Raw genomic sequence first — 14,824 nt, 5'->3', positions numbered from 1 at the left:
GACCCGGATCCGCGGTTTCCTCGATCGGGCCGAGGTTTTTAAGGACGTCTTTTGGTTGTGCGGAGCGCGGCCCCCCACGGGGCGAAACCGGCGGACCGGAAGGAGGACCCACCCCAGCCACGCTACGCGTGGCTCCCTCAAGGGGCGAAACCAGCGGACCGGAAGGAGGACCCACCCCGGCCACGCTACGCGTGGCTCCCCTCAAGGGGCGAAACCAGCGGACCGGGGGACCCGGATCCGCGGTTTCCGCGATGGGGCCCGAGGTTCTTGAGGGCGTCTTTTGGTTGCGCGAACGCGGCGCGCAGGCGGCTGCCTGCCCGCGTGAGGGCGATACCTTGGGTGCTTACCGGGGGCTAGCCCTTGAAGCGCTGGAGGAGGCGGCGTTGCTCTTCCAGGCTGTCGCGGACCTCCTTGATCTGGACGTCGATCTGCGACTGCTCGTAGAAATCGCGGGAGATGTCGCGCGCCTGGCGCAGTTGCGCCTCGGCCGCGGGCAAGGCGCCGATGGCCACGTAGTAGCGCGCCATTTCACGACGCGCCCCCACCCGGTCGCCAGTGCTTTCCTCACTCTGCGCCAGCATCTGATAGAAGGCCGGCTCGCCGACACCCCATTGCTTGATGCGGTCGCGCAGGAACGCCTGCGCCTGGTCGTGGCGCCCGGCATTCTGCAGTGCCTGCACATAAACCATGCCGATCGCGTAACGGTCCGGATACTTTTTCCACGCCGCCTCCGCCAGGGATAGCGCGCGCGGCGCATCCTTTTGCGCCACCGCCAGGTCTATGGCCAGCTTGGCCAGCTCCGGCGACGAACGTCCATCGGCACTGGCCTGGTCCAGGTTCCTGGCGGCCGACGCCAGGTTGCCGCGCTGCAGGTCGCCATAGGCCAGCCCATAAAAGGCCGCCGACTGCCGCACTCCCGTCAGCGTCCTCGATTCGTCCTGCAGCAGTTGCGTGGCCGTACGCAGGCTGGTCGCGTCGCGCCCCTGCACCACCCGCATCTTGGCGCGCAGATACCAATAATCGTCGCTATCCACATGACGCACGGCAGGCAGGCCGCGCACCCGGTTCTGGATATCGGACATACGCTCGATGGACAAGGGGTGGGTCGACGCCCACGCCCCGCCGCCCGTCCCCTCGTTCAGGCGAGAGGCATTCATCAACCGGCCGAACATGCGCGACATACCCGCCGGATCGAAACCGGCGCCAGTCAGCATCTGGAAACCCGCGCGGTCCGCCTCGCGCTCCGCATCGCGCGAGAAGCCCAATTGGCGATCGATGGCGGCCGCCTGGCCGAACGCGGCCACGCCCATCGCCAGGTTGCCGCCACCGCCGGCAAGGGCCGCAAGCAGGGCGGCGGCGACCGATGCCATCGCGATGGCGCCGCTCTGGCTCTGCTGTGTCATGCCGCGCGCGATGTGACGCTGGACCACGTGGCCGATTTCATGGCCCAGCACCGCGGCCAGTTCAGACTCGCTGTCCGTGGCGACGATCAGGCCGGTATTCACGCCGATATAACCGCCAGGCATGGCGAATGCATTGATCTCGGGATCGCGCACGCCAAACAGTTCGATGTCCGGCACCGAGCCCGGTGAATATTGAGCGAGCTTGCGACCCAGCGAGGTCAGGTATTGGTTCAGCTCGGCGTCATTAATGTAGGTGGGATCACGCCGTCCCTCCGCCATGATGGCCTGGCCCAGCTGTTTTTCGACATAGGGGGAAAGGTCGGCGGCCGATGCGGCGCCCATCGAGGGCAAGCCGACAGGCTGGGCACATACGGCCGTGACCGAACCGACCGCGACTGATGCACTAAGCAACAGGATTAACGGCTTGAATGCCCAACGAAGGGTCGATGTTTTATCCCAGCGTCTCATGCGATTATCATAGTCGAGCCAATCAATATACCGCTTTCCTTTAACAGATCGGATTATCACTTCGAGGTTCCAATGCGCCCTATTAAAAAAGCCGTGTTTCCCGTTGCAGGGATGGGCACGCGTTTCCTGCCGGCAACCAAGGCCATGCCCAAGGAAATGCTGCCGGTCGTCGATAAGCCGCTCATCCAATACGCCGTCGAGGAAGCCGTCGCAGCGGGCATCACTGACCTGATTTTTGTGACCGGGCGAAACAAGCGCGCCATCGAAGATCACTTCGATTCCGCGCCCGAACTCGAATCCGACCTGGAAAAGAAGGGCAAGGTCGAGTTGTTGAATATGGTGCGCGGCATTCTGCCGGCCGGGGTCAATTGCATTTATATCCGCCAATCGGCGCCGCTGGGCCTGGGCCACGCCGTGCTCACGGCCGCCCCGGCGGTGGGCAACGAGCCCTTCGTGGTGGTGCTGGCCGATGACCTGATCGACGCCGACACCCCCGTGCTCAAGCAATTGGTCAACACCGCCATCAAGTACGACGGCAGCGTGCTGGGCGTCCAGGACGTGCCGCGCGAAGAGACCAAGAAGTACGGCATCGTGGCTGCCACGCGCGTGGACGACCGTACCGAGCGTGTCGACCATATCGTCGAAAAGCCCGAACCCGCCGATGCCCCGTCGACCCTCGCCGTGGTGGGCCGCTACGTGCTGGAAGCCGAAATCTTCGACCACTTGCGTTCGACCAAGATGGGCGCCGGCAATGAGATCCAGCTGACCGACGGCATCGCTTCGCTGATGCGCGAGCGCGCGGTGTTCGCCCATCGCTACGAAGGCACCCGCTACGACTGCGGCAACAAGTCCGGCATGTTCCAGGCCACCGTGGCGCTGGGCCGCAAGTACCATGGCCTGACGCCCGACGACAAGTAAGCCCGCTGCGGCAGGTGTAGGCAACGCGGCGGAGCGCCCGCCCGGACGCTCAGGCGCGTTGTCTTGCGCATGCCCGCCGCATTGCCTCCTGCGCGCCCACTGGGCGCAGTGGGTTCTACTACGCGCCCGCCGGGCGCGTTGTCTTTTTTCCGGCCGGCTGCCGTACGGGGCGGCGTTTGCGTTCCGGCAAGCGGTGCTTGCCCGACAGCCGCATCAGGGTACCCAGGGCGATCAGCAGGCCCACCACCTCGACCAGCGCGGCCGGGATCCACATGGTCAGGCCTCCTATGCTCTGGTCCATCAGGGCCGGCATGGGAAGCGCGCGGCCGCACAGGTCGAACAAGGGATAGAGATCCCGCCCGGTCAAGGCGATATAGGCGCCCGCCACCATCTGCGGCGCCATGGTGAACACAGGCGAGAGCACCCGCCCGCCTGGGGACATGCGAGCGGGCGGGCTGGGGCGGCGGTCCAGGATCAGGTTCCAATACAGGAACCCGCTGACCACCACGGACCAGTTCATCAGCCGGTAAAGGCGCCAATCCAGCATGGAATAGAACTGCACCGCGGGCAACAGCCAGACCAGCACCAGGAAGACGAACAGGACGGGGATCAGGTATTTGTGCGTCAGGACGGCGACCAGCGCACGGCCCATGGGTCCGGCATTGAAGCGGCGCAATGCCGCGCGCCAGGCCAGCGGCAGTCCGGCGCGCATGGCCGATCCCGGATAGGCCCCCATCAATAACAACGGCCCCAGGTGATGCAGCACCAGATGCTGGGCGCGATGAATGAAGAACATCCGTTCGGCGTAGTAGTCCAGGCGCGTGTGCAGGGACAGGTAAAGCAGGACCCAGCCGGTCCAGAACAAGGCCTTGCGCGCGACGGTGACACGATGCACGCGTCCGCCGCGCACGAACAGCACCGCGGCGACCAGGAACAAGGCCACCAGCGTGGGGGAAAACTCCCAGGGCACCAGCCAGTCCAGCAATTCCATGAAGATCCTTGCCGATCGGGCGGCGAACCGCCGCCACCCCGAGCCGGGGCGACGCCGGACCACCCAGGCGGCCCGCAAGACGCGGTCCGCTGCCGGACGATTGTAGACCGGGCGCCGCCGCGATCAGAAGCGATGCTGCATGCCGACGACGACGCGGGTGGTGTGCGACCCGTCCGGATCGAACTGGTTATCCACCGTGTAGCGCGACGCATAGCCCACGAAACCGTACAGGCTGGTGCGTGGGGACAACACGTGGATATAACCCAGCGTGCCCAACTGGGCGTTGCGGGCGCGTTGCCCGTTGTCCCAGGTCCAGGACGGCCGCATCGGCGACCATTGCAGCACGATGCTGTCCTGGCCCACCGGCACGGTCACCCCCAGGAACCAGGCATCGACATGGCCGCCGTCGACAAAGGGCCGCGGCCCGGCCGCCACCCCCAGGTCATCCGGGTCCGCCCCGTCCAGGCCGACATAACCATTGCTCTGCCGCGACCAGGCCAGCGCCACCTTGGCGACCTCGAAGTCGTAGGACACGCCCAGTTGCACGGCACGCGGCCGTGCCTGCGTGGGTACGGCACTGCCCAGCCGCATCTGGTCCCAGGTGGCCACGGCCAGCCACGGACCCTGCTCATACTTGAGACCGGCGCTGACGGCCCGGTTGTTGGCATTGGTGGCGTAGCTGTCCGGTTTGGCGGCGTCGAAGGAATACCCCACGCCCAGCGTCCATCCGCCGACGGACGGCGACACATAGTTCACCAGGTTGTCGAACTGGAAGTTGTCCGACGCCTTGAACGTGGCGCCCAAGCCCATTTCCTTCCAGCCCGCCTGTTCCAGCTGGTTGCCGAAGGACTGCCCGATGGTGTACTGCCGGCCAAAGGTGAGGCGCCCGTACGCGTCATGGGCCAGGCCCACCCACGACTGGTAGTTGAACAGCCGGCCGTCCTGGTCGTCCACCTGGCCATTGCTGGGCGTGAAGCCGGTTTCCAGCTTGAACAGCGTGCGCCAGCCTTCGCCCAGGTCTTCCTGCCCGCGCAGTCCCCAGACGGAATCGGTGTTCCCGCCATTGACCAGGCCGTTGTGGGTGCCGGTTCCCGACACGTGCGTGGTGCCCACGCCCAGGTCGATGATGCCGTACATCGTCACGCCGGGTCCATCGTCGGCGCGGGCATGGCCGCAGGCAAAAAAAACCGCTCCGCAAAAAAGCGGAGCGATCTGTCGAACGTGTCGAACGGACTTTCGTTTGGACGGCTTGGACAATCTGGCGTTAGGCAATTCGGCGGCTCCGTGAGCGGCGCCTCGTCACATGAACAATCACCTGAACGTCATGCAAGGGCGCCGCGTTGATCTCCGAAACGTACGGAACGGATTGCCGGATTGTCTCTCAACTGCCTGGCTTGCGACATGAGGACTTGGCGCATGTCCGCCGGGCAATTCACGGTAATGCAAGCCGAAGCCAGCGCCCGGTCATGTCCATGATCCACCTGCATCTGCGCGACGCTCAGGCCGGCCGCCTTGAAATCGAGGCAGATTTGCTTGCGCACGGCGCCCAAGGCATCCCGCGCGCAAACCACGGTCAGCCTGGAGCTCGCGCGCCGTCCGGCCAGCGTGGCCGGACGATCGACGCCGGCACGACGAAGAAACAAGTCGAATATACGCATGATGACCTCCTCTCGCACGAGCGGGATGGCATACGTCAATAACCAGCCTGGCCTGACTGGAGGACGTCGCGCGCGCAAGGCATGCGGGACCGGCAGGCGGGCAAGGCGGAAACTCAGGCGGAATGGCGCGGAGGAAGTGGTCGCGAAACGTTGTCTGGCTGCGCGCGCATGGCTACGCGCGCGGCTTCGCATACGACTTTAAAGACACCGCACCCTGCGAAACAGGGCGCGGCAGAGGTGAATCTGCGTAAACCCTGTCAGGCAGCGACGTCGACCCTAGGTCGACTATTACTGTCGCCGGAATCGGTATTCACGTAGCAACCCCTGGATATGAAGAAGCCAGCAGTTTACGCGGGTTTATCCCTACAAACAAGACAGATGCGGATTAAAAGCATGAAAAAACAAGGTCATACAACACATGACGCAACATGACGCGCCACGGCCCAACGCGTCCGGTGGCATGCGGCGCCGGGCGCTCCTTGCCGGGAGGCACGGCCCCGCGCATGGATAGGTCAAGGATGCAAGTGCCAGCCCACGTACCCGGCGAATATCGCATACAGGCCGCCCACCGCGGACAGGGCCCTCAGGTTCATGGTCTCGCGGCGGAAGCGCAACCACAGCAGGCCGATCGACAGCATGGTGACCAGGCCAGCCACGAGCAGCGTATCGTCCAGCATCCAGGGGGTCATCATGATCCCCATGGCGCTGGGTATGGTGGCCTGGATCATCATGGCGCCCGAGATATTGGCCAGGGCCAGCCTTTCCTTGCCCTGCCGCACCCAGATCAGCGCATTCATGATCTCCGGCAGCTCGGTGGCCACGGGCGCCAGCAGCAGCGCCGCCACGTGGGGGGTCAAGCCCAGCATCGTCCCGATGCCCTCGATCTGCGTCACGAAGACTCGGGATGCGCCGGCGATCACGGCCAGGGCCAGCAGCGTCTGCAGGCAGGCCCAGCCCATGCCGGGCTCGGCGGTGCGCGGGCGCAGCTTGAGCGGCTCCAGGTCCTCGGCGTCGGCGCGATCGTCGTCGGCCAGCAATTCGCGCCTCACGTAGAGGCCGTAGGCGGCCAGGAAGGCCAGCCCCAGCCAGGGCTTCCAGGCGAACGCGACCACCCCGAGTGCCAGCTTGAAGATGAATATCCCCATGAACCAGCCCTGGTCGCGGGCCAGCTTGCGCTGGTCCGCGTTCATACAGGTCACGCACTCCGCCGCGGGCTGGCGCCGGCGCTGCCGTATCAAGCCCAGTCCCACCACCGCGTAGGCGACCGTGGCGAGCACCAGCGGGCCGCCCATGGCGGCGCCCACCCCGATATCCCTCTGGTCCGGCGTGCCGCCAAAAGCGACGGCCATGAAGGTCACGGCGCTTTCGGGCAAGGCCGTGCCGAAGGCCGCCAGCACGGTGCCGACGGCGGTCGCGCCCAGGTTCAGGCGCTGGCCAACCCATTCGACGCCGTTGACGAAATATTCGCAGGCCAGGTAGATGATGGCGGCCGAGGCGAAGAACAGCAGCAATGTAGACAACATGGAAATAACAGCAGCCGGACGAGCGGATTACCCATGGCGCGACGACGCGGCTCGCCCGGCTGGGTAGCGCGTCGTGGCCAAAGGTCTCGCCTGGCTGGGCCGGCCGCGGACGGGGAAAGTCCCGTAGCGGATGGCTGCCGTTTGCGCCATGGGGTCTAGGACCGCCAAGTATGTTGACGCAAACTCCTGGGGATAAGGATGGCTACTCCCCAATGAACACGGCGCGCATTGTAAACAGCCCCGTTAGGACGCGTCCAGGGAAAATTGCCCCACGCCGAGCGGCTGCGCCGCTTGCTGCCCCCCGTGGGGGCCGCCTTTTTGCCTTGGGGCGGCCCGGCGGAAGGGAGTGCCCCCACGCCGCGCGGCTGCGCCGCTTGCTGCCCCCCGTGGGGGCCGCCTTTTTGCCTTGGGACGGCCCGGCGGAAGGGAGTGCCCCCACGCCGCGCGGCTGCGCCGCTTGCTGCCCCCCGTGGGGGCCGCCTTTTTGCCTTGGGGCGGCCCGACGGCAAAAAAACAGATAAAGTTACCCCACCCCTTCTTTTGCCGCGTCCACGACATGAGCCTACCTCCCGTCGACCTCACGCCCCATATCGAACGGCGCCAGCGCCTGCAGGACTATATGCGCTCGCTCGGCGGCGGCATCGCCGTGCTGTCGACGGCGCCGGAAACGGTGCGCAGCCGCGACTCGGAATTCCCCTATCGCTTCGACAGCGATTTCTTCTACCTGACCGGATTCACCGAGCCCGAGGCCTGGCTGGTAGTGCTGGCCGGCGAGCGCGAGGCCAGCATCCTGTTCTGCCGCGAACGCCACGAGGAACAGGAAACCTGGACCGGCCACCGCTGCGGCCCCGACGCCGCCGCGGCTCGCTTCGGCTTCGACGAAGCCTATGCCGTGGAACGCCTGGACGACCTGTTGCCGGCCCTGCTGCTGAACCAGCCCACGCTCTTCGCCCCGCTGCAGGCAGGCGGCGCCCTGGGCGAACGGCTGGCCCGCGCCCAGGAAACAGCCCGTCAACAAGCGCGCGGACAGCACCAGCTGCCCACCCGCCAGCGCGATCCGCGGCCCCAGCTGGCCGACATGCGGCTGGTCAAGGACGCGACCGAAATCGCCCTGATGCGCCGCGCCGCCCGCATTTCCGCCGGCGCCCACGCGCGCGCCATGCGCCACGTGCGCCCCGGCATGCACGAGTACGAGATCGAGGCCGAACTGCTGCATGAATTCCGCCGCCATGGGGCGCAATCGGTGGCCTACAACAGCATCGTCGCCGCCGGCGCCAACGCCTGCACGCTGCACTACCCGGCCGGCGACGCCGTCCTGCGCGACGGCCAGCTCCTGCTGATCGACGCCGGCTGCGAGTACGACGGCTATGCCGCGGACATCACCCGCACGTTTCCCGTCAACGGCCGCTACACCGGGCCGCAGCGCGCCCTATACGACCTGACGGTGGCCGCGCAGGACGCGGCGTGCGCCGCCATCCGGCCGGGCGCCAGCTTCAACGACGGCCACGAAGCCGCCGTGCGCGTGCTCGCGCAAGGCATGATCGACGAAGGCCTGCTGCAAGGCTCGCTGGACGGCGTGCTGGAATCGAAGTCCTACAGCCGCTTCTATATGCATCGCACGGGCCATTGGCTGGGCCTGGACGTGCACGACGTCGGCGACTACCGCCAGCCGGACAGCACGGGCATCGAAGGCGAGCGTCCCTGGCGCACGCTGGAACGCGGCATGATCCTGACGGTGGAGCCCGGCATCTACGTGCGCGGGGCCGCCGACGTGCCAGAGGCCTTCTGGGATATCGGCATCCGCACCGAGGACGACGCGCTGGTCACCGACGAAGGTTGCGAACTGATCACGCGCGGCGTGCCGGTGCATGCCACGGAGATCGAGGCATTGATGCGGGAGTGAGCGCGCAGCGCGGCCGCGGCATGGCTGCGGCCAGGGCTACAACACGTAGCCGTCCAGCCACCCCATCGCGGACCATACATACACCACCACCATGGCGATGCCGAACATGGAGCAGATCGCCCCGACCAGGGTGGCGGCGATGGCAAGCAGCACTTCGCGCCAGCCCGTCCGCGACGATGGCGCCAACCCCGGGTTGTAGGCGCGGTCGAAATTTTCGTCACTGCGCAGGCAGAACACGACACTCTCGATGAACCCGTCGATCATGGGGATGAACAGCAGGAAGAAGGCCGGATTGTCGTACCACTTGGGAAACAGCCCCGTGGCGGCCAGGCAGGCCAGCGCATAGGCGGTCACCCACGCCGCGCCGCGCCGGCCCAGGTACCACCAGTGCGCCCCCAGGAACCCCAGCAACAACGCCAGGGTAGCGGCGCGCACCTTGGTGCGCGGACGGGGAGCGGGCGCACGCAGCGCGATCTCGTCGGTCATGGTCGGTTCCGATACTGGAGCACAGGAAATACGGTGTCGTTGCAGGCGGAGCATTGCACCAGGTCCCGCGCCTGGAAGAGGTTGGCACGAATGACGTAGCGCGAGGCACCGCCAGCGCGGCGTACAGGGCCGGCGAATGCGGGCGCCACGCGCGCTCCGCGGGCAGGCAATGACGGACGCCTCGCCGGGAAATCCGCGCGCCGCCGCCAACCGTGCGTGGAGTGTAGAGCCGCGGCGCTAGAATCGCCACATGAGCAAACCCGATTTCTCCATTGCCATCCTTGGGGCCGGCCCCGTGGGCTGCGCGCTGGCGCTGATGCTGGCGCGCCATGCCGCCGATCCGGCCGACATCCTGCTGGTTCGCGGCGCGCCGCCCGCCGGCCGCGCCGCACCGTCAGCGCCGGGGATCACGCCGCCCCCGGCGTCGGTGATCGCGCCCATTCCGGCGCCCGCCACCGCGCCGCTCGCCGCGCCCGCGGTGCCCGCCCTGCCGGCCCGCCCCCGGGCGGCGGCGCCGGAGGCCGACGTCCGCGTCCTGGCCATGAACCACGGCAGCCGCGTGCTGCTGGAATCGCTTGGCGCCTGGCCGCGCGGGACCGCCAGCATCCATACCATCCACGTATCCCAGCGCGGACGGCTGGGTCGCACGCTGATCCGCGACACCGATTTCGACGTGCCCCAGTTGGGCGCCGTCACGGCGTACGCCGCCTTGCATGCCGCGCTGATGCGGCAAGTGGAGCAGGCCGGCATCACGGTGCGCGCCCTGCCCGGCGCGCGCCTGGCGGCCCAGGACGCCGACGGCGTCACGCTGGCCGATGCCGACGGCGACAGCCTGCGTTGCGGCGTGGCGGTGCAGTCGGACGGCGCCGGCGCCGACGACATCCGCCGCGAATATGGCCAGCATGCGGTGCTGGCCACCGTGCGGGCCGCGCTGCCCCGCGACGGCTGGGCGTTCGAGCGTTTTACCCGCGAAGGGCCGCTGGCCCTGTTGCCGCACCCCGCCGCCCCGGACACCTATGCCGTGGTCTGGTGCTGCGCGCCCGAGCGCGCCCAGGCCCTGGCCGCGCTGGACCAGGCCGCTTTCTCCACGGCGCTGCTGGAAGCCTTCGGCGACCGCCTGGGCATGCTGGCCTGCCTCGCGCCGCGCCATGTTTTCCCGCTCTTCCTCAGCGCCCGCCGCGCCCTCGTGCATGGCCGCACCGTGGCGGTGGGCAATGCCGCGCAGACCTTGCACCCGGTCGCGGGCCAGGGGCTGAACCTGGGCCTGCGCGATGCCGCGCGGCTCGCGCAGTCGCTGGCCTCATGGCTGGGGCGGCCCGCCGGCGCCCCCACCGAAGCGCTGGCTGCCTACACCCGCGCGCGACGCGGCGATCGCTGGCTGACGGCCGGCTTGACGGACCTGATGCCCCGCGCCTTCGCCACGGGCCTGGCGCCGCTGGAACATGCGGGCGGGCTGGCGCTGCTGGGCCTGGACCTGCTGCAGCCCCTGAGGGCGCCGCTGGCACGACATCTATTGCAAGGGCTGCGCGCCTGAGCGGCCGGCCCGGCGGAGCCGGGCGGCGCCAGTACGACGTCCAGTACGACGTCCGGTACGACGTCCGGTACGTATGCCCGATACGACGTCGAATACGACGGTTTTCATACGGCTTTGACACCTCCTAATATGGGGTCGGATCGGGGCGGTTAAAATCCCGCCCCATGCGCATCGGCCCCTGGACTCTTCCCAATAACGTGCTGGTCGCGCCCATGGCGGGCGTGACGGACCGGCCTTTCCGGCAGCTTTGCAAGCGGCTGGGGGCCGGCTATGCCGTCTCGGAAATGGCCGCCAGCAATCCGCGCCTGTGGGACAGCGTCAAGACCTCGCGCCGCCTGAACCATGAGGGCGAAATCGCCCCGGTCGCGGTGCAGATCGCCGGCGCGGACCCCGCCATGATGGCCGAGGCCGCCGTTTTCAACGCCTCCAAGGGCGCGCGCATCATCGATATCAACATGGGTTGTCCGGTCAAGAAGGTGTGCAATGTCGCATCGGGCTCGGCCCTGCTGCGCCATGAAGACCTCATCGCGCGCATCCTCGAAGCCGTGGTGCGGGCCTGTCTTCCGCTGGGCGTGCCGGTGACGCTGAAGACCCGCACCGGCTGGGACCGCGAGCACCGCAACGCCCTGCGCATCGCCCGCCTGGCCCAGGACAGCGGCATCGCCGCCCTGACCTTGCACGGGCGGACCCGGGCTGACATGTATACCGGCCAGGCCGAATACGACACCATCCGGGAAGTCAAGGCCGCCATCGACATTCCGGTGGTCGCCAACGGCGATATCGACAGCCCGGAGAAAGCCCGGCGCGTTCTCGACTACACTGGCGCCGACGCCGTCATGGTCGGCCGCGCGGCTCAGGGCCGGCCGTGGATTTTCCGCGAGATTGACTACTACCTGCGTACGGGCGATAAACTTCCGCCCCCGACCTACGGCGAAATGCGCGACCTGCTGCTGGAACACCTGGACGACCACTACCGGTTCTACGGGGAGCACACCGGCGTACGAACGGCGCGCAAGCACATCGGATGGTATATCGACGGCCTGCCTGGCGCCGACGCCTTCCGCGCTCACATGAACCAGATCGACGGCACCGGCGCGCAAGCAAGCGCCGTGGCCACCTGGTTCGATCATTTCGCCCGCGATGCCCGGCCCGCCGAGACCTTCGGCGAGCCAGCCTTGCTGGCGGCCTGATCGAACCCTATCCCGCCGTTTCACATAAACAAAAAAAGTTGTGCATGATGAGTAAAAAAGATGTCCTGGAAGAATGCGTGCGCGCCAGCCTGGAGCGCTACTTCGAAGACCTGGGCGATTCCGAGCCCCACGATATGTGGGAGATGGTGATGCGCTGCGTTGAACGCCCGGTCCTCGAAGTCGCGCTGCAACGCGCGGGCGGCAACCAGTCGCGCGCATCGGAAATGCTGGGCATCACCCGCAATACGCTGCGCAAGAAGCTGCTTGCGCATAACATCCAGGTCTGAACCGCTTTCCACCCATCCTTGTAACGGATCCGCCGCGGCTCGCCGCGCGCCCCGCCCGACCATGAAAATCGAAACCGCCCTGCTCTCGGTCTCCGACAAGACCGGTATTGTTGAATTCGCCCGCGCCCTGGCTACGCGCGGCGTGCGCCTGCTGTCCACCGGCGGCACCGCGAAGCTGCTGGCCGAATCCGGCCTGACCGTGACCGAAGTGGCGGCGCATACCGGCTCGCCGGAAATCCTCGATGGCCGCGTCAAGACCCTCCATCCGAAGATCCACGGCGGCCTGCTGGCGCGCCGCGACAGCGCGGAACACCTGGACACCATCGCCAAGCATGGCATCGACCGCATCGACATGCTGGTGGTCAACCTCTACCCCTTCCGTGAAACGGTGGCCAAGCCCGACTGCACCTTCGCCGACGCGGTGGAGAACATCGACATCGGCGGCCCGGCGATGCTGCGCGCGGCCGCCAAGAACCACGGAACCGAAGCCGGCGGCGTAACGGTGGTCATCGACCCCGCCGACTATCCCCGCGTGCTGGCCGAACTGGACGCCACCGGCAGCACCTCCTACGCCCTGCGCCTGAACCTGGCGACCAAGGTGTACGCCCACACGGCCTCCTACGACGGCGCCATCGCCGCCTACCTGAGCAGCCTCGCCGAGGCCGCCCCGGCCCAGGACGCGACGCCGGCGCGCAAGGAATGGCCCGATACGCTGACCATCCAGATCAAGCAGGAACAAGCCCTGCGCTATGGCGAGAACCCGCACCAGACCGCGGCCTTCTACGTCGACCCGCAGCGCCAGGCCGGCCTGCTGGGCAACTACCGCCAGTTGCAGGGCAAGGAACTGTCCTACAACAACATCGCGGACGCCGACGCGGCATGGGAGTGCGTGCGCAGCTTCGACAGCGCCGCGTGCGTCATCGTCAAGCATGCCAACCCCTGCGGCGTTGCCGTGGCGCCGCATGCGCTGGACGCCTATCGACAGGCCTTCAAGACCGATCCCACGTCGGCCTTCGGCGGCATCATCGCCTTCAACCGTCCGGTCGACCTGGCCACGGCCGAGGCCGTCAGCGAGCAATTCCTGGAAGTACTGCTGGCGCCTGCCTATGACGGCGCGGCCCTGGCGCTGCTGGCCAAGAAGAAGAACGTGCGCGTGCTGGAAGTGCCCGCCGGCGTCGGCCAGAACGCCTTCGACGTCAAGCGCGTGGGCGGCGGCTGGCTGGTGCAGTCGCCCGACACCGGCAGCCTCACCGAGGCGGACCTGAAGGTCGTCACCAAGAAGCAGCCCACCGAGCAGCAGCTCAAGGACCTGCTGTTCGCCTGGAAGGTGGCCAAGTACGTCAAGTCCAACGCCATCGTGTTCTGCGCCGACGGCATGACCCTGGGCGTCGGCGCCGGCCAGATGAGCCGCATCGACTCCGCCCGCATCGCCTCGATCAAGGCCGAGAACGCCGGCCTGTCGCTGCAGGGTTCGGCGGTGGCGTCGGATGCCTTCTTCCCGTTCCGCGACGGCCTGGACGTGGTCGTGGCGGCGGGCGCGGGCTGCGTCATCCAGCCCGGTGGCAGCGTGCGTGACGACGAGGTGATCGCCGCCGCGGACGAGCATGGCATCGCCATGGTGCTGACCGGCATGCGCCACTTCCGCCACTGATGCGCATCCTCGGCGTCGATCCCGGCCTGCGCCGCACTGGCTTCGGCGTTATCGACACCGATGGCGCGCGCCTGCGCTACGTCGCCAGCGGCACCATCGTCGTGCCGCCGGCGGCAGCGCTGGCGCAGCGCCTGAAAGTCATCCTCGACAACCTGCGCGAGGTCGTACGGGACACGCAGCCGGACGTGGCCGCGCTGGAAATCGTCTTTCTCAATACCAATCCCTCCTCCACCCTGCTGCTGGGCCAGGCCCGCGGCGCCGCCCTGTGCGCGCTGGCCGACTGCGGCCTGGACGTGCACGAGTACACCGCCTTGCAGATCAAGAAATCGGTGGTAGGCACCGGCCGCGCGGCCAAGGAGCAGGTGCAGGCCATGGTGCGGCACCTGCTGGCGCTGGACGGCCTGCCGGCGCCGGACTCCGCCGATGCGCTGGCCTGCGCCATCTCCCACGCCCATGTCGGCCCCCTCGCCGACCGCCTGCTATTGATGAGCAAGAAGGGCAAGAGCGGCCGGGCGCGGCTGCGCGGCGGCCGCCTGGCCGTCTGAGGCGAACGCAAGGCTCGCTGCAGGCGTCGCTACCCTCCGCCGCCACGCCCGTCAACCCGTTGCCCACCTTTCCAGGGGCTCCGCCTTGATGTGGGTCAAAAGCGCGCAGCGATTTCAAAGACGGACAGCTGCATTCCCTGTATCCTCTCGATCACTTTCGCGAGCCGGACCCAGGCCATCGTCCACGCCTGGTCCGGTTTGCGCGCTTCTTATTCATGGCCTGCCCGTGGCATCGGCGCACATGCAGCATATGAAAGCCTACTTCTT

At 67.5% G+C, this 14,824-nt stretch carries 13 protein-coding genes and 1 riboswitch; of the genes, 7 read left to right on the top strand and 6 right to left on the bottom strand.

Annotated features, from left to right (window positions below):
* Window positions 1-353: 353 nt before the first annotated feature.
* Entirely contained in the window at window positions 354-1,871 is a 1,518-nt protein-coding gene (locus C7R54_RS27910) for a beta-barrel assembly-enhancing protease (protein ID WP_129154187.1), read from the bottom strand.
* 72 nt (window positions 1,872-1,943) lie between these two features.
* On the opposite strand from C7R54_RS27910, the gene galU reads away from it, so the two are divergent.
* Window positions 1,944-2,789 carry a UTP--glucose-1-phosphate uridylyltransferase GalU gene (gene galU, locus C7R54_RS27905; protein WP_129154186.1) on the top strand — a complete coding sequence of 282 codons (846 nt, stop codon included), beginning with the start codon at window positions 1,944-1,946 and terminating at the stop codon, window positions 2,787-2,789.
* Between the two features lie 118 nt (window positions 2,790-2,907).
* On the opposite strand, the gene C7R54_RS27900 is transcribed toward galU, so the two are convergent.
* The 4 genes from C7R54_RS27900 to C7R54_RS27885 all read right to left on the bottom strand — a co-directional run bounded on the left by C7R54_RS27900 (window position 2,908) and on the right by C7R54_RS27885 (window position 6,961).
* Entirely contained in the window at window positions 2,908-3,780 is an 873-nt protein-coding gene (locus C7R54_RS27900) for a cytochrome c oxidase assembly protein (protein ID WP_129154185.1), read from the bottom strand.
* 123 nt (window positions 3,781-3,903) lie between these two features.
* Window positions 3,904-4,917, bottom strand: coding sequence for a porin (locus C7R54_RS27895; protein WP_240039754.1), 1,014 nt, complete (start codon window positions 4,915-4,917; stop codon window positions 3,904-3,906).
* Between the two features lie 185 nt (window positions 4,918-5,102).
* Window positions 5,103-5,438, bottom strand: a complete 336-nt coding sequence (locus tag C7R54_RS27890) for a hypothetical protein (RefSeq protein ID WP_129154184.1) — start codon at window positions 5,436-5,438, stop codon at window positions 5,103-5,105.
* Window positions 5,439-5,950: 512 nt separating this feature from the next.
* Window positions 5,951-6,961 carry a sodium:calcium antiporter gene (locus tag C7R54_RS27885; RefSeq protein WP_129154183.1) on the bottom strand — a complete coding sequence of 337 codons (1,011 nt, stop codon included), beginning with the start codon at window positions 6,959-6,961 and terminating at the stop codon, window positions 5,951-5,953.
* A 96-nt stretch (window positions 6,962-7,057) separates the two neighbouring features.
* Window positions 7,058-7,184: riboswitch (yybP-ykoY riboswitch) on the bottom strand.
* 333 nt (window positions 7,185-7,517) lie between these two features.
* Between C7R54_RS27885 and C7R54_RS27875 the strand changes: the two genes are divergently transcribed.
* A complete protein-coding gene (locus C7R54_RS27875) occupies window positions 7,518-8,864 on the top strand; it encodes an aminopeptidase P N-terminal domain-containing protein (RefSeq protein WP_129154182.1) in 1,347 nt (448 codons plus the stop codon).
* Between the two features lie 36 nt (window positions 8,865-8,900).
* Here C7R54_RS27875 and C7R54_RS27870 read toward each other — a convergent pair whose 3' ends face one another.
* Complete coding sequence (locus tag C7R54_RS27870) at window positions 8,901-9,350, bottom strand: hypothetical protein (protein WP_129154181.1); 450 nt, start codon at window positions 9,348-9,350, stop codon at window positions 8,901-8,903.
* 250 nt (window positions 9,351-9,600) lie between these two features.
* Between C7R54_RS27870 and C7R54_RS27865 the strand changes: the two genes are divergently transcribed.
* The 5 genes from C7R54_RS27865 to ruvC all read left to right on the top strand — a co-directional run bounded on the left by C7R54_RS27865 (window position 9,601) and on the right by ruvC (window position 14,557).
* A complete protein-coding gene (locus C7R54_RS27865) occupies window positions 9,601-10,884 on the top strand; it encodes an FAD-dependent monooxygenase (protein ID WP_129154180.1) in 1,284 nt (427 codons plus the stop codon).
* A 164-nt stretch (window positions 10,885-11,048) separates the two neighbouring features.
* Window positions 11,049-12,074 (top strand): tRNA dihydrouridine synthase DusB, encoded by a 1,026-nt coding sequence (gene dusB, locus C7R54_RS27860; RefSeq protein ID WP_129154179.1) that lies wholly within the window; start codon window positions 11,049-11,051, stop codon window positions 12,072-12,074.
* Between the two features lie 47 nt (window positions 12,075-12,121).
* Window positions 12,122-12,361, top strand: a complete 240-nt coding sequence (locus tag C7R54_RS27855; RefSeq protein WP_057656244.1) for a helix-turn-helix domain-containing protein — start codon at window positions 12,122-12,124, stop codon at window positions 12,359-12,361.
* A gap of 61 nt (window positions 12,362-12,422) precedes the next feature.
* A complete protein-coding gene (gene purH, locus C7R54_RS27850; RefSeq protein WP_129154178.1) occupies window positions 12,423-14,012 on the top strand; it encodes a bifunctional phosphoribosylaminoimidazolecarboxamide formyltransferase/IMP cyclohydrolase in 1,590 nt (529 codons plus the stop codon).
* A complete protein-coding gene (gene ruvC, locus C7R54_RS27845; protein WP_129154177.1) occupies window positions 14,012-14,557 on the top strand; it encodes a crossover junction endodeoxyribonuclease RuvC in 546 nt (181 codons plus the stop codon). Before purH ends, ruvC begins: the two co-directional genes overlap by 1 nt.
* The last annotated feature ends 267 nt before the right edge of the window (window positions 14,558-14,824 follow it).

It is taken from the genome of Achromobacter aloeverae, assembly GCF_004121055.1.
GTDB lineage: Bacteria > Pseudomonadota > Gammaproteobacteria > Burkholderiales > Burkholderiaceae_B > Bordetella_C > Bordetella_C aloeverae.
Note: the sequence above shows the minus strand (reverse complement) of the source record. Positions and strands in the feature narration are given on the sequence as shown.

Bases quoted from the DNA above. Each gene is read 5' to 3' on its own strand.
- C7R54_RS27870 (WP_129154181.1), bottom strand. From the start codon at position 9,350: ATGACCGACGAGATCGCGCTGCGTGCGCCCGCTCCCCGTCCGCGCACC.
- C7R54_RS27885 (WP_129154183.1), bottom strand. From the start codon at position 6,961: ATGTTGTCTACATTGCTGCTGTTCTTCGCCTCGGCCGCCATCATCTAC.
- C7R54_RS27900 (WP_129154185.1), bottom strand. From the start codon at position 3,780: ATGGAATTGCTGGACTGGCTGGTGCCCTGGGAGTTTTCCCCCACGCTG.
- C7R54_RS27910 (WP_129154187.1), bottom strand. From the start codon at position 1,871: ATGAGACGCTGGGATAAAACATCGACCCTTCGTTGGGCATTCAAGCCG.
- galU (WP_129154186.1), top strand. From the start codon at position 1,944: ATGCGCCCTATTAAAAAAGCCGTGTTTCCCGTTGCAGGGATGGGCACG.
- C7R54_RS27875 (WP_129154182.1), top strand. From the start codon at position 7,518: ATGAGCCTACCTCCCGTCGACCTCACGCCCCATATCGAACGGCGCCAG.
- dusB (WP_129154179.1), top strand. From the start codon at position 11,049: ATGCGCATCGGCCCCTGGACTCTTCCCAATAACGTGCTGGTCGCGCCC.
- C7R54_RS27890 (WP_129154184.1), bottom strand. From the start codon at position 5,438: ATGCGTATATTCGACTTGTTTCTTCGTCGTGCCGGCGTCGATCGTCCG.
- purH (WP_129154178.1), top strand. From the start codon at position 12,423: ATGAAAATCGAAACCGCCCTGCTCTCGGTCTCCGACAAGACCGGTATT.
- C7R54_RS27895 (WP_240039754.1), bottom strand. From the start codon at position 4,917: ATGTACGGCATCATCGACCTGGGCGTGGGCACCACGCACGTGTCGGGA.
- C7R54_RS27865 (WP_129154180.1), top strand. From the start codon at position 9,601: ATGAGCAAACCCGATTTCTCCATTGCCATCCTTGGGGCCGGCCCCGTG.
- C7R54_RS27855 (WP_057656244.1), top strand. From the start codon at position 12,122: ATGAGTAAAAAAGATGTCCTGGAAGAATGCGTGCGCGCCAGCCTGGAG.
- ruvC (WP_129154177.1), top strand. From the start codon at position 14,012: ATGCGCATCCTCGGCGTCGATCCCGGCCTGCGCCGCACTGGCTTCGGC.